The organism is Bradyrhizobium sp., from assembly GCF_050014615.1.
Taxonomy (GTDB): domain Bacteria; phylum Pseudomonadota; class Alphaproteobacteria; order Rhizobiales; family Xanthobacteraceae; genus Bradyrhizobium.
Map to the genome: position 1 here is coordinate 1 of NZ_JBEKCZ010000057.1, position 17,194 is coordinate 17,194.

Annotated in this window: 21 protein-coding genes; 8 read left to right on the forward strand and 13 right to left on the reverse strand. The window is 61.6% G+C overall.

Going from position 1 to position 17,194, the window contains the following annotated elements:
- A partial coding sequence (locus ABR948_RS11655) for a 2-hydroxychromene-2-carboxylate isomerase (RefSeq protein WP_428117423.1) occupies window positions 1-620 on the reverse strand: 620 nt, incomplete at its 3' end.
- Between the two features lie 375 nt (window positions 621-995).
- On the opposite strand from ABR948_RS11655, the gene ABR948_RS11660 reads away from it, so the two are divergent.
- The 5 genes from ABR948_RS11660 (at window position 996) to ABR948_RS11680 (ending at window position 3,620) form a co-directional block, all read left to right on the forward strand.
- Window positions 996-1,373: an AtpZ/AtpI family protein gene (locus tag ABR948_RS11660; RefSeq protein ID WP_428117426.1), complete on the forward strand. Its 378-nt coding sequence runs from the start codon at window positions 996-998 to the stop codon at window positions 1,371-1,373.
- A 66-nt stretch (window positions 1,374-1,439) separates the two neighbouring features.
- On the forward strand, window positions 1,440-2,189 hold the full coding sequence (locus ABR948_RS11665) for a F0F1 ATP synthase subunit A (protein ID WP_428117429.1): 750 nt from the start codon (window positions 1,440-1,442) through the stop codon (window positions 2,187-2,189).
- A gap of 89 nt (window positions 2,190-2,278) precedes the next feature.
- Window positions 2,279-2,506, forward strand: a complete 228-nt coding sequence (locus ABR948_RS11670) for a F0F1 ATP synthase subunit C (protein WP_009796340.1) — start codon at window positions 2,279-2,281, stop codon at window positions 2,504-2,506.
- A 65-nt stretch (window positions 2,507-2,571) separates the two neighbouring features.
- The gene (locus ABR948_RS11675) at window positions 2,572-3,129 is read left to right on the forward strand and encodes a F0F1 ATP synthase subunit B family protein (RefSeq protein ID WP_428117435.1); all 558 of its coding nucleotides are present in this window, start codon (window positions 2,572-2,574) and stop codon (window positions 3,127-3,129) included.
- Between the two features lie 5 nt (window positions 3,130-3,134).
- Window positions 3,135-3,620: a F0F1 ATP synthase subunit B family protein gene (locus ABR948_RS11680; protein WP_428117438.1), complete on the forward strand. Its 486-nt coding sequence runs from the start codon at window positions 3,135-3,137 to the stop codon at window positions 3,618-3,620.
- 252 nt (window positions 3,621-3,872) lie between these two features.
- Here ABR948_RS11680 and ABR948_RS11685 read toward each other — a convergent pair whose 3' ends face one another.
- The 4 genes from ABR948_RS11685 to thrC form a co-directional block, all read right to left on the reverse strand.
- Window positions 3,873-4,562: a hypothetical protein gene (locus tag ABR948_RS11685; protein WP_428117440.1), complete on the reverse strand. Its 690-nt coding sequence runs from the start codon at window positions 4,560-4,562 to the stop codon at window positions 3,873-3,875.
- A gap of 137 nt (window positions 4,563-4,699) precedes the next feature.
- Entirely contained in the window at window positions 4,700-5,287 is a 588-nt protein-coding gene (locus tag ABR948_RS11690) for a GNAT family N-acetyltransferase (protein ID WP_428117443.1), read from the reverse strand.
- Between the two features lie 47 nt (window positions 5,288-5,334).
- Window positions 5,335-6,624 (reverse strand): M16 family metallopeptidase, encoded by a 1,290-nt coding sequence (locus ABR948_RS11695; RefSeq protein WP_428117446.1) that lies wholly within the window; start codon window positions 6,622-6,624, stop codon window positions 5,335-5,337.
- Entirely contained in the window at window positions 6,621-8,039 is a 1,419-nt protein-coding gene (thrC, locus tag ABR948_RS11700; RefSeq protein ID WP_428117449.1) for a threonine synthase, read from the reverse strand. Before thrC ends, ABR948_RS11695 begins: the two co-directional genes overlap by 4 nt.
- A gap of 430 nt (window positions 8,040-8,469) precedes the next feature.
- Here thrC and ABR948_RS11705 point away from each other — a divergent pair, with 430 nt between their 5' ends.
- From ABR948_RS11705 to ABR948_RS11715, 3 genes are all read left to right on the forward strand, one after another.
- Window positions 8,470-9,198, forward strand: coding sequence for a LuxR family transcriptional regulator (locus tag ABR948_RS11705; RefSeq protein ID WP_428117452.1), 729 nt, complete (start codon window positions 8,470-8,472; stop codon window positions 9,196-9,198).
- 81 nt (window positions 9,199-9,279) lie between these two features.
- The gene (locus ABR948_RS11710) at window positions 9,280-9,939 is read left to right on the forward strand and encodes an acyl-homoserine-lactone synthase (protein ID WP_428117455.1); all 660 of its coding nucleotides are present in this window, start codon (window positions 9,280-9,282) and stop codon (window positions 9,937-9,939) included.
- Between the two features lie 100 nt (window positions 9,940-10,039).
- The gene (locus ABR948_RS11715; protein ID WP_428117457.1) at window positions 10,040-10,213 is read left to right on the forward strand and encodes a hypothetical protein; all 174 of its coding nucleotides are present in this window, start codon (window positions 10,040-10,042) and stop codon (window positions 10,211-10,213) included.
- Window positions 10,214-10,224: 11 nt separating this feature from the next.
- Here ABR948_RS11715 and ABR948_RS11720 read toward each other — a convergent pair whose 3' ends face one another.
- From ABR948_RS11720 to coxB, 8 genes are all read right to left on the reverse strand, one after another.
- On the reverse strand, window positions 10,225-11,001 hold the full coding sequence (locus ABR948_RS11720; RefSeq protein ID WP_428117460.1) for an SURF1 family protein: 777 nt from the start codon (window positions 10,999-11,001) through the stop codon (window positions 10,225-10,227).
- A complete protein-coding gene (locus ABR948_RS11725) occupies window positions 10,998-11,387 on the reverse strand; it encodes a DUF983 domain-containing protein (protein WP_428117462.1) in 390 nt (129 codons plus the stop codon). Before ABR948_RS11725 ends, ABR948_RS11720 begins: the two co-directional genes overlap by 4 nt.
- Before the next feature lie 73 nt (window positions 11,388-11,460).
- Window positions 11,461-12,318, reverse strand: coding sequence for a cytochrome c oxidase subunit 3 (locus tag ABR948_RS11730; protein WP_428117465.1), 858 nt, complete (start codon window positions 12,316-12,318; stop codon window positions 11,461-11,463).
- A 96-nt stretch (window positions 12,319-12,414) separates the two neighbouring features.
- On the reverse strand, window positions 12,415-13,059 hold the full coding sequence (locus ABR948_RS11735) for a cytochrome c oxidase assembly protein (RefSeq protein ID WP_428117468.1): 645 nt from the start codon (window positions 13,057-13,059) through the stop codon (window positions 12,415-12,417).
- 35 nt (window positions 13,060-13,094) lie between these two features.
- On the reverse strand, window positions 13,095-13,259 hold the full coding sequence (locus ABR948_RS11740; RefSeq protein ID WP_428117471.1) for a cytochrome c oxidase system small membrane protein: 165 nt from the start codon (window positions 13,257-13,259) through the stop codon (window positions 13,095-13,097).
- An 18-nt stretch (window positions 13,260-13,277) separates the two neighbouring features.
- Window positions 13,278-14,216 carry a heme o synthase gene (locus ABR948_RS11745; RefSeq protein WP_428117473.1) on the reverse strand — a complete coding sequence of 313 codons (939 nt, stop codon included), beginning with the start codon at window positions 14,214-14,216 and terminating at the stop codon, window positions 13,278-13,280.
- Between the two features lie 120 nt (window positions 14,217-14,336).
- Window positions 14,337-15,962 (reverse strand): cytochrome c oxidase subunit I, encoded by a 1,626-nt coding sequence (gene ctaD, locus ABR948_RS11750; protein WP_428117476.1) that lies wholly within the window; start codon window positions 15,960-15,962, stop codon window positions 14,337-14,339.
- An 80-nt stretch (window positions 15,963-16,042) separates the two neighbouring features.
- Window positions 16,043-16,882, reverse strand: a complete 840-nt coding sequence (coxB, locus tag ABR948_RS11755) for a cytochrome c oxidase subunit II (RefSeq protein ID WP_428117478.1) — start codon at window positions 16,880-16,882, stop codon at window positions 16,043-16,045.
- Window positions 16,883-17,194: the final 312 nt, after the last annotated feature.

Sequence of the window (17,194 nt, forward strand, 5' to 3'; positions counted from 1 at the left end):
ACCTGCGAACGATAGGGCGCGCGCCCGGACTTCAACGCATCCGCGAGCAATTCGATCCGATCCTGTCCCCAAAATACCTCGCCGTCGAGCACATAGGCCGGCGAACCGAATACGTCAGCCGCCAGCGCCTCCTGCCGGTTCTGCTCGTAAATCGCACTGACGGCCTCAGTCCCGGAGCGCTCGACCAGTTGCTGGCCGGGAAGTCCGCAATCGTCGGCCATTTTTACCAGGGTCGCGGGGTCGACCAGATTGAACTGGTCTTCCCAAACGGCCGCGAACGCCCGCCTCAGGAATGGATCGGGATCGTGGCCAGCTTCGATCGCGGCGATCACAACGCCATCGGCCAGCCGCGCATTGAAGGGCCAATTCGCCGGCTGAAGATGAAAGGCCAGGCCGCGCTTGTCGCGCCAGCGCTGCAGTTCGACCATGCGATAACGCTGCCGCACCGGATGGCGCTTCAATAATGGCAGGCCGCCGGTTTCCGCAAACAAATCGACCAGCACCACCGGCTTGTGGGTCACTTTGAGGTCGTAGCTGGTTACGACGTCCCGGAACAATTTGTGCCCAATATAGGCCCATGGCGATTGCAGCGAAAAATAATAATCGACCTGACGCGTCATACGGGCTCCGGATACGGATGGGGGTACTGACGTCCATCCCAACAGACCCGCCAGCCCGATGCAAGACGGCCCAGTGCCGGGATACGGCCGGCTGCGAAACGGCGGGAATAATTGGTCCGCACCCGCACCATCTGCTCGCCGTCGCGGACCCAAAAACTGCGACCAAATTTGCCAATCGCAAGCGCAGCTGTTGCACTGCGGCGGCCGCGTCATGACGGGTTCGCAACCTTTGCGATAAGAACAATTAAATCAATAACTTATATGGTTGTGACGCAATCTTGACTTGATTAGATGCGGTCAGTATGGTCCGCGCGGCTTTTGAGGGTGACGGGGCGTAATTTCCACCACCGCAGCATCGTTTCGGGTCTCCACAGCATGGCTGAAGGCACGAAGGAAGGCGGAAATGGAAGCGGCGATCAATCGTCCTCCGACGAGGCTGCTCTTTCCGCAAGGCTCGGAAGTCTGGATCACCGGTTGTCCGAAATTCGGGACAGCCGAAAAATCAGGACTGACCAACCCGGAGCCGGAAGCGAAGACGGCGCTGCCAGAAGCTCGGCGATGGCGCGCGGTTTCCAGCTTTCTTCGGAGTTGATCGCGGGCGTTGTTGTCGGAGCGTTGATTGGCTGGGGGTTCGACCGTTTGCTGTCGACGTCGCCTTTCGGACTCATCGTGTTCTTGCTGCTCGGCTTCACCGCCGGCGTGCTGAATGTGATCAGATCGGCGGGTGTTGCTCCGGACAGAACCGGCCGTTAAGAAAAAGCCGGACGATTGATTGCAGAACGCCGGCGTGGCCGGCGGTAGCCTAGAGATGCCGCGCGGATGATCGATCCGATCGAACAGTTCCACATCGAGAAGCTCTTCACGATTGGCCATATCGGCAATCAGGAGATCGCCTTCACCAATTCGTCGGCCTACATGTTCGGTTCGGTGGCGCTGATTTCGCTGCTGATGATCGGCGGGGTCGCCGGCCGGCAGCTGGTGCCCGGGCGCATCCAGTCGCTCGCGGAAATCAGCTACGAATTCGTCGCCAGCACCGTTCGCTCGAATGCCGGCAAGGACGGAATGAAGTTCTTTCCGCTGGTGTTCTCGCTGTTCATGTTCATTGCCGTGACCAACATCATCGGCGTCATCCCCTACAATTTCACGGTCGCCAGCCACCTCATCGTTACATTCGTGCTCGCGATGATCGTGTTTCTGACGGTGCTGATCTACGGTTTCTACAAGAATGGCCTGAAGTTCTTCAAATTGTTCGTTCCGTCGGGCATTCCGATCTTCATCCTGCCGCTGGTCGTGTTCATCGAGGTGTTCTCGTTCTTCCTGCGGCCGATCTCGCATTCCGTGCGTCTGTTCGCCAACATGCTTGCGGGCCATATCGCACTGGCGGTGTTCGCCAGCTTCATTCCGCTGCTGGCGGGCCTTGGCATCGCCGGCTATCTCGGCGCGGTGTTGCCGCTCGGCATGGTGATCGCGCTGACCGCGCTCGAACTGCTGGTCGCGTTTCTTCAGGCCTACGTCTTCACCATCCTCACCGTCATCTACATCAACGATGCTATTCATCCGGGCCATTGACTTGCCTTTCAAGGACTTAGCCTTTCAAGCAAACTTGGCCTTTCAAGCAAATCTGCCTCACTAACAAACCTCAAGAAGGAGTTCGTTTCATGGATCCGATTGCCGCAAAATACATTGGCGCTGGTATTGCCTGCATTGGCATGGGTGGCGCCGGCGCAGGCGTGGGCATCATCTTCGGCAACTATCTTGCCGCAGCGGTGCGCAATCCTTCGGCCGCGCAGGGCCAGTTCGGCAACCTGATCTTCGGTTTCGCCGTGACCGAAGCGCTCGGCATCTTCTCGCTGCTGATCGCGCTGCTGCTGCTGTTTGCGCTCTGATCCATCACCGATCTGGCCGATGAGATTCCCGGGTAGAATCTCGATTGGCCGAACAGGAGAAGCCCGTGGCTGAAAGTCATGGCGACGCCAAGGGCGCGACAGCCCATACCGAGGCGGATGGCGGCCACAAGGCCCCCTTCCCGCCGTTCCAGAAGGACACCTTTGCTTCTCAATTGGTGTCGCTGGTGATTGCGTTTGTCGCGCTCTATCTGATCGTCTCGCGAATTGCGCTGCCGCGTGTCGGCAGCCTGCTCGACGAGCGGCAGAACGCGATCGACGGCGATCTGGCCGCCGCGCAAAAGCTGAAGGACGATTCCGACAGCGCGCTGAAAGCCTATGAAAGCGAGCTCGCGGCGGCACGTTCCCGCGCGCAGGCGATCAGTGCCGAGACCCGCGACAGACTGAACGCGGCTTCCGAGGCCGAGCGCAAGACGCTGGAAGAACGGCTGTCGATCAAGCTCGCCGAGGCCGAGAAGACCATCGCATCGACGCGCGAGACGGCGATGAGCAATGTTCGCGGCATTGCCGCGGATGCGGCGGCCGCCATCGTGCAACGGCTGACCGGCGTACTGCCCGACGGCGCGTCGTTGAACAGTGCTGTTGACGCGTCCTTGAAGGGATAGATTTGATGTTCGCCGAACCGGAATTCTGGGTCGCCGTTGGCTTTGTCATCCTGCTGGGCGTGTTCGCCTATTTCGGCATCCATCGCACGGTGCTGACGACGCTGGATCATCGCAGCGACCGCATCAAGGCCGAGCTCGACGATGCCCGCCGCCTCAAGGACGAGGCCGCCAAATTGCTCGCGGAATATAAAGCGCGTCACGCCACCGCGGAACGCGAGGCCCAGGACATCATTGCATCGGCGCAAGCCGAAGCCGAACGTATCGCGTCCGAAGCCAAGACCAAGATGGAAGATTTTGTCGCCCGGCGCACCAAGACCGCCGAGAGCAAGATCGCGCTGGCCGAAGCCCAGGCGCTGGCCGATGTGCGCGCGGCAGCGGCCAACGCGGCGGTGACCGCGGCGTCCACCATCCTGTCGCAATCGGTCAAGGGCCAGATCGCCGACGATCTCCTGGCCAAGGGCATTTCCGAAGTTCGCGAGAAGCTGAACTAAAGCATGATTCAACTGAGTTGAATCATGCTCATCGTCCATCTTCTTGTTTGAGCATGATCTTTTCGGAAAACCGGTTTCCACTTTTCCGGATCATGCTCTAAAAAATCCCGGCCTGAAAAGCCAACAGCCGGTGCGATCCTTGCGCGCCGGCTTTTTATTGATCGTCATCTTTTATCGATTGTCATCATCCGCCGCCGGGTCTCGCCGTTGGCGGGCATGGCGGCTTTGCGACATGTCAGGCGGGGTAGAATATTATCCCTGCTTCTTCTTCCTCGCCGGCTTGGCCGGTTCCTCCGGCGTCAGCGCCTGCGGATCGAATCCGATATAGAAGATATAGGAGTCGCTGGTCACTCCCGGCGGCGACGAATAGACCAGATCCTCGCCGACCAGGCTGAAGGGCACGTTGCCCTCCGACATCGACACCGTGGTCCGAAAGACCTTGGTGGCGATCGTCCGCTCCTGGATGCCGCCCTGCACCACGGCGACGCGAAGCGGGATTTCGACGGTCGCCGGAGTTCCGGCCGGGCCGGCGATGACGCGGCCCTCGATACCGATCCGTGCGGTGATCTGGCCGCCGCTTCTCGTGCAGTCCCGCGCGGTGCGGGTGATGGTGGCCTGATAGCGCAGGTCGGCGCCGACAGGCTGCTTGCCAGGGACCGCCACCGCATAGGTAGAGGCCCCGGCACGAATTTTCACGACGGGGCAATCCAGTTCGATGCCGTCCGCCGCCGACGCCTCGCCGACGGCCTGCGATTTCGAGCCGAATAGCTGCTTGAAACGGTCGTTAATCGACGGGGGAGAATCGGTATCGGGCGGGGGGGTGAGCGTGCTGCCACCACTGCAGCCCGCCAGCAGGACACCCACAACGACCAGTGCACCCGCGAAACGCAGATGGCCCGCCCGACCGGCACCCACCGTCTGCCTGATCAGCCTGTTACGCATTATCCAGATGTCCCCAAGTGCAGCGATGCCAGTGCAGCCATGCATTCAACGCGCAGCTAACCCCACACGCTTCGGCGCGTTATAACAGCGCAATGGCGGCAAACCCAAGGCGTGTGTCAAACTCATGAAACCGAGGGTTAACCCCGGAAATCCTCATGCAGCAGCCCAAACAGCAGGTGGTCCTGCCAGACGCCGTTGATGCAGAGATAGCGCCGCGCCAGACCCTCGCGGCTGAAGCCGCATTTCTCCAGCACCCGAATCGACGGCGCATTGGAGGGAATGCAGGCGGCTTCAATGCGGTGCAGATTGAGCTCCCCGAACAGCGAAGGCAGCAGCACGCGCAGCGCCGTCGTCATATGGCCACGATGCGCGTGGGGTTGGCCGACCCAGTATCCGATCGTACCGGCCTGTACGATGCCGCGGCGCACATTCGCCAGCGTGACGCCGCCGATCATGGCACCGTCGGATTCCCGGAACACGATGAAGGGGTATGACCTGTCGGCAGCCACGTCTTCCGCATAACGGCGCAGACGCCGCCGGAAACCCGAGCGCGTCAGATCGTCGGACGGCCAGATCGGCTCCCATGGCGTCAGGTAGTCACGGCTGCATTCGCGCAAATGCGCCCATTGCAGAAAATCGGACATCTGCGGCGCGCGCAGCAGCAGGCCGTGGCCGCGCGGGGCAAGCGCAGCCGGTCCGCTGGACGGCAAACGAAACAGGGCCATACGTCCTACTCCCCCAATGCCTGAACCCGAGCGCCGCGCGACGGCCTTTAATGAAGGCGCGCCTTGACCTTCGACTTGGTCAATCCTTCCGCAAAAGCCACCGCCGTGTCCAGCCCCCTTCCGCTGCCAAGGGCCACCACCGCCGGGCGGCTGCGCGACAACAGACCCCGCGCGGCATTGCGCGTCGATTCCACGCTTACGGCATCGATCCTGGTCACCAGTTCTTCCACCGTCAGAGGACGTCCATAGGCCAGCACGTGGCGCGCCAGCTGTTCGGCACGCGAGCTGCAACTCTCCAGCGCCATCAAGAGTCCCGCCTTCATCTGCGCCTTGGCGCGCGCGATCTCGGCCTCGGTCAATGTCTCGACGGCATCGTTGATGACGTCGACGATCACTTCCATCATTTCCGGCGCATCGCCCGGGTCGGTACCGGTGTAGAGGCCGAAAAAGCCGGTGTCGGTGTAGGGCGCATGGAATGTGTAGATCGAGTAGCACAGCCCGCGCTTCTCGCGGACCTCCTGGAACAGCCGCGACGACATCCCGCCGCCGAGCGTGTTGGTAAAAACCTGCAAGGAAAACAGCGACAGGTCGGTTTGCGGTACCCCCTCCAGCGCCAGCGTCAGATGGGCCTGTTCCAGTTCGCGATGCACCACGCGGGAGCCGCCCTTGCCGAACATCGCCGGCTGCGGCTTGGGCGCGGGCGCGCCGTCGAAGCTTGAGAACCGCTGCGCCACTTCCTCGACCACCCGCTTGTGATCGACGGCGCCGGCGGCGGCCACCACCATGTCCGGACCGCGGTAATGCGTCGAAAGGTAGCCCCGCAGCGTATCGCGGCTGAAACCTTTCAAAGTCTTTGCCGTTCCCAGCAACGATCGCCCCATCGGCTGATCCGGGTAGCACAGCTCATTGAGATGCTCGAACACGACATCGTCGGGCGTATCCTGCGCGGCGCCGATCTCCTGCACGATCACGCTCTTCTCGCGCTCCAGTTCATCCGGCACAAAGGAGGGATTGGCGAGAATGTCCGACAGCACGTCCAGCGCCAGCGGCACGTCGGCCTTCATGACGCGGGCATAATAGGCCGTGGTCTCCGTGGAGGTGCCGGCATTGAGATCGCCGCCGACCGCCTCGATTTCCTCGACGATTTCGCGTGACGAGCGCCGCGCGGTGCCCTTGAACGCCATATGTTCGAGCAGATGCGAGATGCCGTGCTCGTTCGGCTTTTCGTCGCGGCCGCCGACACCAGCCCAGACACCGAGCGCGGCAGTCTCGAGATGCGGCATGGTATCGGTGATGACGGTGAGGCCGGAGGGTAGCTTGGTAACATCGACACTCATCCGGCAACTCCTTGCTTCGCGGCGCGGCTGACCGCCAACACGAACCGTTCGACTTCAACCTGGTCGTTCTTCATGACTTTAATGTGCTCCGGCCGGGTCATCAGCCCGTCAAGCCAGGCCGGCAATTCCGGACGCACGCCGCAGGCGGCTTCCACCGCATCGGGAAACTTCGCGGCATGCGCGGTCGACAGCACGATGTTGGGAATTGTCGAATCCGGCGTGTCGCGATCCGCCACCGCGAGCGCCACCGCGGTATGCGGATCGACGAGATCGCCGGCTTCGCGCCAAATGGCGCGGATAGCGGCGCTGGTTTCGGTCTCGTCGGCGCGTCCGGCGTCGAATTCCTCGCGGATCGCCGCCAGCACCGCGTCGGGCAGCACGAAGCGCCCGGACTGTTTCAGCGACGCCATCAGCCTGCGAACGACGGCCGCATCGCGGCCACTCGCCTCGAACAGCAGCCGCTCGAAATTCGAGGAGACCTGAATGTCCATCGAGGGCGACGCCGAGGCGTGAACCTCGCGCACTTCATAGATGCCGGTCTTGAGCGTGCGCGGCAGGATATCGTTGACATTGGCGGCGATCCGCAGCCACCGGATCGGCAGGCCCATGCGCTTGGCGACGAAGCCAGCGAAGATGTCGCCGAAATTCCCCGTCGGCACGGTAAAATCCACCGATCGCGCAGGCGCCCCGAGCGCAACCGCCGATGTGAAATAATACACCACCTGCGCCACGATCCGTGCCCAGTTGATGGAATTGACCCCCGACAGCGCCACCGCATCGCGAAACTGGTGATGGTTGAACAACCCCTTCACGATCGCCTGGCAGTCGTCGAAGGTGCCTTCGATGGCGAGCGCGTGGACGTTGGCGGCGCCGCTGGTGGTCATCATCCGGCGCTGCACGTCGGAGATCCGGCCGTGGGGAAACAGCACGATCAGATCGACATTGTCGAGACCGGCGAACGCGTCGACCGCGGCACCGCCGGTGTCGCCCGAGGTTGCGACCACGATGGTGGTGCGCTGCGCCCGCTGCGCCAGCACGTGATCCATCAGCCGCGAGATCAGCTGCATCGCGACGTCCTTGAACGCCAGGGTCGGGCCGTGAAACAGCTCCAGCAGGAATTGGTTGGGACCGATCTGGTCCAGCGGTACCACCGCGGGGTGACGGAAGGTCGCATAGGCCTCGTTGGCCATGCGCCCGAGATCGGCGTCGGAAATCTCGTTGCCGACAAACGGGCGGATCACATCGACCGCGACTTCCCAATAGGGCCGGCCGAAAAATCCGGCGATGGTTTGCGGCGATAGCTGCGGCCACGCTTCAGGCACGTAAAGGCCGCCGTCGCGGCCGAGCCCGGTCAGCATCACATCGCAGAAACCCAGGGCCGGGGCCTCCCCCCGTGTTGAAATATAGCGCGTCAAACCGCCCTCCAAAGGTCCTGGCATTCCGCCAAGCCTTTGATATAAATCGATAATATAACTTTGCCGGCGGCAAAGTCGCGGCACCATAAAGCGTTTTGGCTTGAAGTGGAAACCGGTTCTTCTCGCTCGTTCTCCAAAAAGCCAGGCGACTCGGCCGGAACCAGGGGGGTGACGTTCCCGCGCCGGAGGCCATTCTGCCGAAGTCTTTCTGCCGAAGTCTTGGGACGGACGGGATGCGCGGGAAGGACGCAGGTGTCTTCGTTTCGCGCTCTTCGTCGGGGAACGCGCGTTGGAAGGGCGCGCGGTCCGTCCGTCCTCACACCTGCGCGGATTCAACTTTGTCGCTATATGCCGATAAGGAATGGCTATCTTCAATTGACGCAGGCACGGTGAGGTTGCAATCTCTGTTTGGAACCCTGGGGGACGGTGGATGCCCGACGCTGCCCAGCAATGGGGAAGGCGAGCGCTCGATTTTGTGGATGCGGTCGAGCGGCTTGGTGCGCCCGACATCATTCAAATGTTTGAAGCTGAAATCAAGGCTTGCGGGTTTCACGCCTATATCATGGCGGGCCTTCCGTCGCCCGGAACATCGCTGAGCGATCTGACGGTTGCCAATGGCTGGCCGCCGGAATGGTTCGAGATTTATACGCGGGAAAATTTCAGCGTCATGGATCCGATTCCTCAATACGGCGCTTCGACGGTCCAGCCGTTCGAATGGGCCGAGGCGCATTATGATAAAGACAGCAATCCGGCTGCCCATCTGGTGATGACCCGCGCCACCGAGTTTCGGCTGATGCAGGGATATTGCATTCCACTTCATTATGACGAAGGCGGTGCGGTCATCAGCATGGCCACCGAACAGCTCTCGATCGATCCCGTCGCAAAAAGCGCGCTGCAGCTTATCGGAATCTATGCCCATAACCGCATTCGCTCGCTCGGCCGCCCGAAACCGGAAAAGCGCGACCTGCTGACGCCCCGCGAACGGGAGATTCTGCGATGGGCGGCCGACGGAAAGACCTCATGGGAGGTTTCGGTCATTCTGAATATTTCCGAACGCACCGTGAAGTTCCATTTGAACCAGGCGTCGCATAAACTGAATGCCGTCAACCGCACGGCGGCCGTCGCCAAAGCCCTCGCCCGGGGGCTGATCAAGCTTTGACCTGTCCTTTCGGACAGTAGGCGGATCAACATCAAAATTTCACTCTCCCGATGCGGCACTGCGCCGCTCGGGGGACGGCAAATGATGGAAGTCCACGTAATCCGCCGCGAAAATCGCCATCTGTATACTGACATCCTGGAAGATTATTTTCGTATTCGTCATCAGATCTACGTCGTCGAACGCAAATGGACCGAGTTGGACCGGCCCGACAAGCGGGAAATAGACCAGTTCGATACCGACGACACGGTTTACCTGCTGGGGCTGGACGGACGCGCGATCGTGGCCGGCATGCGGCTGGTGCCGACAACTTCTCCAACACTGCTGAGCGAGTTATTTCCCGCGCTGGCCTTGAATGGTCCGGTGCGGCGCCGCGACGTCTACGAATTGTCGCGAATTTTCGTGGTCCCCAACCGGCGCGGCGAGCACGCCGGTCCGCGCGCCGAAGCCGTGATCCAGGCTGCCGCCATGGAATTTGGCCTTTCAATCGGCCTTTCGGCGTTCACGATCGTGCTCGAAAGCTGGTGGCTGCCGCGATTGCTTGACCAGGGTTGGCTGGCGCGGCCACTCGGCCTTCCGGTCAACATCAACTCGCTGTCGACCGTCGCCGTGATCGTCGATGTCAATGATGAAGCGTGGACGAAAATCTGTTCCCGCCGTTCGGTGCCCGGATCGACACTTGTTTGGCAGGGCCTTTCCGCGCTCGAACGGCACCCGGTCCGGGATCCGGTTGCGGCGGTCTAGCGCCGCGGCCCCAGACAGACATCGTCCTCCGGCAACCTCACGCATCATTTTCAAGCGCTCGGCAAGAAGCGGCATCACCGTCAAATCAGAGGAGATATCGATGTTAAGAGAGAGTAGAAATAGACCCTTGGTTGAGGCAATTGATAACGCCATTGAAGAAGCCGAGGATCTTGGACTTACTTTTATTGCCAGCATATTGATGATGGCGCGTCTTGAGGCGGACCAGTCAATCGTGATGACAAGGGCCAGACGAGCCAACGATGAGCATGCATAGCGTATGCGTGCTCATTGCCGGGGTGATACCCCGCGCCTTTGCGCGCGCAGCCACACCGCGAAAGCAATCACCACCGCGCCGGCCAAAGCGAACCAGGTGATGGCATATTGCAGGTGGTCGTCCTTGAGATGCACCTGTAGCGGGCCGGGTTTGGGAATGCCGCTGGCGGGCACCGGCTGCTCCAGGTCGACGTAGAACGGCGCCACTGGCCTGCCGCCCCAGCCAAGCGCCCGCGCCATCGCCAGATGATCCCGGGTGAACCACAGCCGCTTGGCGAGACTTTCCGGCGGCGTCAGCACGCCCGCCGCTTCCGGAAAACGGATGTAGCCCGACAACATGACCGGTTCCCCGGTGACCAGCCGCGTCACCGCGCGATCCTGCTGAGCGCGATCCTGCATGGTGTTCTGGACGAACCCCGCATTGATCACGACGGTCTCCCCGGTCGGCAGCCGCGCCGGCATGAAGGCCCATGTGCCGGGGCCGGAAATATCCTCGCGCACCGCAGAGCCTGAACTGTAGACCATCGCATCCGGAGCGGGCTGATAGGTCGCGGCAAAACTGACACGGCGGAATTCATCCCGATCCGGCGCGAGCGTACTCCACTGCGAGGGCGACGGCAGTGATCCCGGTAGCTCCGCGAGCCGTTCGGTCAGCGCGGCGATCAAGGCATGCTTCTCGACCCGGCGCTGCAACTGCCACACCCCGAGGCCGACGAACAGCGCTACCATCACCAGCGTGAACGCGCCGAAACTGGTGCGCCCAGGCCGGGCAGCGGAAATCCCGGTCATTTCGGCTCGCGGTCGATCAGCCGGCCTTCGGCGGCCTTGTGATGGAACTGCAGCGCGATCAGAAGCGCCTTCATCGCACGCAACGGCAGCAGCGTGGTCGCGAGAATCAGCGGCAACCAGAGTGCGGCGTGCACCCAGAATGGCGGCTGATACTTGACCTCGACGATCAGCGCGCAGCCGACCACGATGGCGCCGGCGATCATGATGATGAAAACCGCGGGGCCGTCGCCGGCGTCGATAAAGGCATAATCGAGCTCGCAGGCTTCACACCTCGGCCGCAACGTCAGGAAGCCCGAATACAATTTGCCTTTGCCGCAGCGCGGGCATTTGCAGGCGACGCCGCGCATCGCACTCTCGAGCACCGTGGGTAATGTCTGGTCTGGCATGGCTGATCTTTCGCGACGGCGAAAACAAAAAAGGCGGCCCAGCGGCCGCCCTCTTGTAGCAGAAGTTAAGGGATCAGTGCGCGCCGTGCGCCATGGTTTCAGCGCCATGCCCCCAGACATAGATGCAGATGAACAGGAACAGCCACACCACGTCGACGAAGTGCCAGTACCAGGCGGCGAATTCGAAGCCGAGATGCTGGGTCGGCGTGAAATGCCCGGCGTAGGCGCGCGCCAGACACACGATCAGGAAGATGGTGCCGACCAGCACATGGAAACCGTGGAAGCCGGTCGCCATGAAAAAGGTCGCACCGTAGATATTGCCGGCGAAGCTGAACGCCGCGTGGCTGTATTCAAAGGCCTGCACGCAGGTGAAGGTCGCGCCGAGCAGGATGGTCAGGATCAGCCCGTATTTCAAACCCTGGCGGTCGTTCTCCAGCAGCGCGTGATGCGCCCAGGTCACCGTGGTGCCCGAGGTCAGCAACAACAGCGTATTCAACAGCGGCAGATGCCAGGGATCGAAGGTCTCGATGCCCTTGGGCGGCCACACACCACCGAACAGCGCGTCGCGGGTGGCGTGAACCGGGTCGCCGGGGAACAGCGATGAATTGAAGAAGGCCCAGAACCACGCCACGAAGAACATCACTTCGGAGGCGATGAACAGGATCATGCCGTAGCGGTGGCTGATCTGCACCACGCGGGTGTGGTCGCCCTTGAACTGGGCCTCGCGGATCACGTCCGCCCACCAGCTCGCCATGGTGTAAAGCACGCCGATGGTGCCGACGCCGAAAACGATCGGCGACACCGCGGACATATGGTGCATCCAGGTGATCGCACCGACGGCCATGATAAAGGCCGAGACCGAGCCGACGATCGGCCACGGACTCGGATCGACGAGGTGGTAGTCGTGATGCTTGACTTGCGCCGTAGCCATTGCGGTCTCTCCGTTAACGATGCCGGTCTTATTCGGCACGTATGGGTCTCAAAATCAAATCCCGGGATATCTCATCCCGGGTATCAGAGGTTTCCCTCAAAGGCTTCCTTTGGCCTTGTCCGGCTCGCTCGCCGCCAGTGGTTTCGGCGTCGGCTCGCGCACGGGATAGAACGTATAGGACAGCGTGATGGTGTTCAGCCCGTCATTGTCGCTGTCGTTGACAATCGACGGATCGACATAGAACACCACGGGCATTTCGCGTCTTTCGCCGGGCGCCATGGTCTGCTCGGTGAAACAGAAGCAGTTGATCTTCTCGAAATACGAGCCGACCGTCAGCGGCGCGACATTGTAGGCCGCCTGCCCGGTCGTGGTCCGCGCCGATTGGTTGGTCACGGTGTAGAACACGGTGACGACCTCACCGATCTTGACCTCGATTTCGGTCTGCTCCGGCTCGAACTTCCACGGCAGCCCGCCCGCGACATTGGAATCAAAGCGTACCGCGATCTTGCGCGCCAGCGGCGCGCCTGATGGCGCCGAAGTCGCGACTTGCGTGGTGCCGTTGAACCCGGTGGTGCGGCAGAACCAGTTATAAAACGGCACCGCCGCGTAGGACGCGCCGACCATCAGCACCACCACGAAACCGCAGATCGCAGCCACCATTGCATCGCGGCCGAGACCGCGGCGTGTCGTCGCCTTATGGTTTCCGGTCGGGTGTTGCGGCATCGTCGGCTTGGTCTCCATGTCGTTCACATTCTGCCAATTACATGTTCTGCCAATTACATGGGCCGCACTAGCACGGCCGGCCCCTTGACGAGAGTGACCGCGAAAAACAGCATGACCAGCACGCCGAGCGCCAGCGCGATAGCGACCGAGCGTTGACGACGGCTCTTCTGCTGCGCCTCGGTGAGGACAATTCCATTTGGCTTCTGCTTGTCATCCATGACCTCGCCATGCGCCCCCTACCAGATCGACGGCGCGACGGCATGGGCGACGACCTCGATCAGCAAGGTCGCGAACAGCGCAAACAGATAAAGGATGGAGAACGCGAACAGCTTTCGCGTGGCGCGCAGCGCCTCGCTGCCCTGGCGACGACGGTAGACGTTGACGGCGAGCGCCAGCATGCCGGCGCCGAGAACAAGCGAGGTCACGCCGTAGACTGCGTCGAAATAGCCGAGCGGCCATGGCGCGAATGCGACCGCGACCAGCACGATCGTATAAAGCAATATCTGCAACCGCGTCGCATCGGGACCGGCGACGACGGGCAGCATCGGCACCCCGGCACGGGCATAGTCGTCGCTGCGAAACAGCGCCAGCGCCCAGAAATGCGGCGGGGTCCAGAAGAAGATGATCAGGAACAGCAGCAGCGGCTCCATCGACACCGACCCGGTCGCCGCGGCCCATGCCACCACCGGCGGCAGTGCGCCGGCGGCGCCGCCGATCACGATGTTCTGCGCGGTCCAGCGCTTCAGTCCGATGGTGTAGATCACGACGTAGAAGAAGATCGTAAACGCCAGCAGCCCGCCGGCCACCCAGTTGACCAGGATGCCCAGCGTCATCACCGAGAAAAATGCCAGCGTCATTCCGAACGCCAGGGCTTCCGGACGCGTGATGCGACCGCGCGGGATCGGCCGGTTGGCAGTGCGCGACATCAAGGCGTCGATGTCGCTCTCATACCACATGTTCAGCGCACCCGACGCGCCGGCGCCGACCGCGATGCAGAGAATCGAGGTGAACGCCAGCACCGGATGAACATGAACAGGCGCAATCACCAGTCCGACCAGCGCGGTGAAGATCACCAGCGACATCACGCGCGGCTTCAGCAGCGCGATGTAATCGGCAACATCGGCCTCCGAAATCCGGGGCGACAGCTCGATGGCGTTGTGATCGACAACCGACAAGACAGTCTCACTTCCTTCGAATCATGCCCCGATCAGATCGATCGGGGCGTGATCCAACCTCTTATTTGAGCATGATCTCTTTCGGAAAACCGGTTCCCACTTTTCCGGATCATGCTCGTCTTACTGCACGCGCGGCAGCACCTCGAATTGATGGAACGGCGGCGGCGACGACAGCGTCCATTCCAGCGTGGTGGCGCCGGCGCCCCACGGATTATCGGCAGCCTGCTCTTTGCGAACGAACGCATCGATCACGCCGTAGATGAAGATCAGCACGCCGAACCCCGAAATATAGGAGCCGATCGAGGACACGAAGTTCCAGCCGGCGAACGCGTCGGGATAGTCGACGTAACGGCGCGGCATGCCGGAGAGACCGAGGAAGTGCTGCGGAAAGAACACCAGGTTGACGCCGACGAAGGTGACCCAGAAATGCAGCTTGCCGATGGTCTCCGAATACATGTAGCCGGTCATTTTCGGGAACCAGTAGTACCAGCCCGCGAAGATCGCGAACACCGCGCCGAGCGACAGCACATAGTGGAAGTGAGCGACGACGTAGTAAGTGTCCTGCAGCACGCGGTCGACGCCGGCATTGGCCAGCACGACGCCGGTGACCCCGCCCAGCGTAAACAGGAAGATGAAGCCCACCGCCCACAGCATCGGCGTCTTGAACTCGATCGAGCCGCCCCACATCGTGGCGATCCACGAGAAGATCTTCACGCCGGTCGGCACCGCGATCACCATGGTCGCGGCGACGAAATAGGCCTGCGTCGCCGACGACATGCCGACGGTGTACATGTGATGGGCCCAGACCACGAAGCCGATACCGCCGATCGCCACCATCGCATAGGCCATGCCGAGATAGCCGAACACCGGCTTCTTCGAGAAGGTCGAGACGATCTGGCTGACCATGCCAAAGCCCGGCAGGATCAGGATGTAAACTTCGGGATGGCCGAAGAACCAGAACAGATGCTGGAACAGCACCGGATCGCCGCCGCCTTCGGCCGAGAAGAAGGTAGTGCCGAAATTGCGGTCGGTCAGCAGCATGGTGATCGCGCCGGCCAGCACCGGCAACGACAGCAGCAGCAGGAACACGGTGACCAGGATCGACCACACGAACAGCGGCATCTTGTGCAGGGTCATGCCCGGCGCGCGCATGTTGAAAATCGTGGTGATGAAGTTGATGGCGCCCAGAATCGACGAGGCACCGGCCAGATGCAGCGACAGAATGGCGAAATCGACCGCCGGCCCCGGATGGCCCGAGGTCGACAGCGGCGCGTACATGGTCCAGCCCGCGCCGACGCCGTTGGCGCCCGGTTCACCCTCGACGAAGGTCGAGATCAGCAGCAGCGAGAACGACGCCGGCAGCAGCCAGAACGAGATATTGTTCATGCGCGGGAACGCCATGTCGGGCGCGCCGATCATCAGCGGCACGAACCAATTACCGAAGCCGCCGATCATCGCCGGCATCACCATGAAGAAGATCATGATCAGGCCGTGCGAGGTCACGAACACGTTGTAGGTATGGGTCTCGTGAAAAATCTGAATGCCGGGATACATCAGCTCGATGCGGATCATGATCGACATCGCACCGCCGATGATGCCGGCGATGATCGCGAACACCAGGTACATCGTGCCGATGTCCTTGTGGTTGGTCGAATAGACGAAGCGCCGCCACCCGGTCGGATGGTCGTGGGCGTGATCGTCATGTGCATGGTCGTCGTGAGCCGGTGTCGCTGCGGTCGTTGCCATTTTCAAATCCTGCCTTGCAGTCTTGTCGGACCTTGCGGTCCCGTCGCCCTTGTCCGTTCGAAGCGCTTAAAGCTTTTGGCTTATTGCGATGCTGCGCCAGCCAAGGCGAGCGAGTTCGCCGGGTTGGTCGCAAATTTCTTCTTCGCCGTTTCGACCCAGGCCGCGAATTCCTGATCGTTCACAACCCGCACCGCGATCGGCATGAAGGCATGATCCTTGCCGCACAGCTCCGAACACTGGCCGTAGAACATGCCGAGCTTGGTGGCCTTGAACCAGGTCTCGTTGAGACGGCCGGGCACCGAGTCGATCTTGATGCCGAAGGCCGGCACCGCGAAGGAATGGATCACGTCGGCGCCGGTGGTCTGAATCCGGACGATCTTGTTGACCGGCACCACCATCTCGTTGTCGACGCCGAGCAGGCGGGGCTGCTTGTCCTGGGCCAGCAGCGAATCGAATTCGAACTTGCCGTTATCCGGATAGGCGTAGCTCCAGTACCACTGCTTGCCGGTCACCTTGACGGTGAGGTCGGCCTTGGGAACATCGAGCTCAAGAAACAGCAGGCGGAACGACGGCACCACCAGTGCAACCAGAATCAGCACCGGGATCAGGGTCCATGCCACTTCGATCAGGGTGTTGTGCGTGGTCTTGGAGGGGACCGGGTTGGCCTTGGCGTTGAACTTCACCACGACGATCACCAGCAGCGCCAGAACGAACAGCGTGATGGCGGTGATGAGCCAGAGCAGGAAGTCATGAAACCAGGTGATGTTGTCCATCACCGGCGTGGCCGATTCCTGCAGCTTGTATTCCCACGGCGCCGGCTGCCCCAATTCGGCGAAAGCCGCTCCGCAGCTCACCAGCGCAACGCCGGCTACCGCTAATCCCAGCAACCGCCGGCCCGTTTGGCCCATCGACATCTTCATGCCGCTCGCGCTCCCTTGATAGAACCCCAAAGCATTCCGCCGGATGGCGACAAATGCTGCACGATCCGCCCCCTGACAAACGGCCTTGGGATGTACTTTAGAAGTACCGGGGCCAGATCGCTAGAACGCGTCGAAATCCAGCCTCTCAAACCATAATTCGCCGCCTCTCGCAATGCAGTAGTGGGGTGTGGAGCGTTGCGTCACCGGCTATTCTGCAGATGTCACATTTTCCCGTGACATCAGGCAAAAGCACCGGTTTTGCAGCCCGACGTGGCTTGACAGGCGGTTTGCCCGATGTAGGCACAGATGAAG

Excerpts from the sequence above, each read along its gene's own strand:
- ABR948_RS11660 (WP_428117426.1), top strand. The coding sequence starts at position 996 with ATGGCTGAAGGCACGAAGGAAGGCGGAAATGGAAGCGGCGATCAATCG.
- ABR948_RS11665 (WP_428117429.1), top strand. The coding sequence starts at position 1,440 with ATGATCGATCCGATCGAACAGTTCCACATCGAGAAGCTCTTCACGATT.
- ABR948_RS11670 (WP_009796340.1), top strand. The coding sequence starts at position 2,279 with ATGGATCCGATTGCCGCAAAATACATTGGCGCTGGTATTGCCTGCATT.
- ABR948_RS11680 (WP_428117438.1), top strand. The coding sequence starts at position 3,135 with ATGTTCGCCGAACCGGAATTCTGGGTCGCCGTTGGCTTTGTCATCCTG.
- ABR948_RS11685 (WP_428117440.1), bottom strand. The coding sequence starts at position 4,562 with ATGCGTAACAGGCTGATCAGGCAGACGGTGGGTGCCGGTCGGGCGGGC.
- ABR948_RS11690 (WP_428117443.1), bottom strand. The coding sequence starts at position 5,287 with ATGGCCCTGTTTCGTTTGCCGTCCAGCGGACCGGCTGCGCTTGCCCCG.
- ABR948_RS11695 (WP_428117446.1), bottom strand. The coding sequence starts at position 6,624 with ATGAGTGTCGATGTTACCAAGCTACCCTCCGGCCTCACCGTCATCACC.
- ABR948_RS11705 (WP_428117452.1), top strand. The coding sequence starts at position 8,470 with ATGCCCGACGCTGCCCAGCAATGGGGAAGGCGAGCGCTCGATTTTGTG.
- ABR948_RS11710 (WP_428117455.1), top strand. The coding sequence starts at position 9,280 with ATGATGGAAGTCCACGTAATCCGCCGCGAAAATCGCCATCTGTATACT.
- ABR948_RS11715 (WP_428117457.1), top strand. The coding sequence starts at position 10,040 with ATGTTAAGAGAGAGTAGAAATAGACCCTTGGTTGAGGCAATTGATAAC.
- ABR948_RS11720 (WP_428117460.1), bottom strand. The coding sequence starts at position 11,001 with ATGACCGGGATTTCCGCTGCCCGGCCTGGGCGCACCAGTTTCGGCGCG.
- ABR948_RS11725 (WP_428117462.1), bottom strand. The coding sequence starts at position 11,387 with ATGCCAGACCAGACATTACCCACGGTGCTCGAGAGTGCGATGCGCGGC.
- ABR948_RS11730 (WP_428117465.1), bottom strand. The coding sequence starts at position 12,318 with ATGGCTACGGCGCAAGTCAAGCATCACGACTACCACCTCGTCGATCCG.
- ABR948_RS11735 (WP_428117468.1), bottom strand. The coding sequence starts at position 13,059 with ATGGAGACCAAGCCGACGATGCCGCAACACCCGACCGGAAACCATAAG.
- ABR948_RS11740 (WP_428117471.1), bottom strand. The coding sequence starts at position 13,259 with ATGGATGACAAGCAGAAGCCAAATGGAATTGTCCTCACCGAGGCGCAG.
- ctaD (WP_428117476.1), bottom strand. The coding sequence starts at position 15,962 with ATGGCAACGACCGCAGCGACACCGGCTCACGACGACCATGCACATGAC.
- coxB (WP_428117478.1), bottom strand. The coding sequence starts at position 16,882 with ATGAAGATGTCGATGGGCCAAACGGGCCGGCGGTTGCTGGGATTAGCG.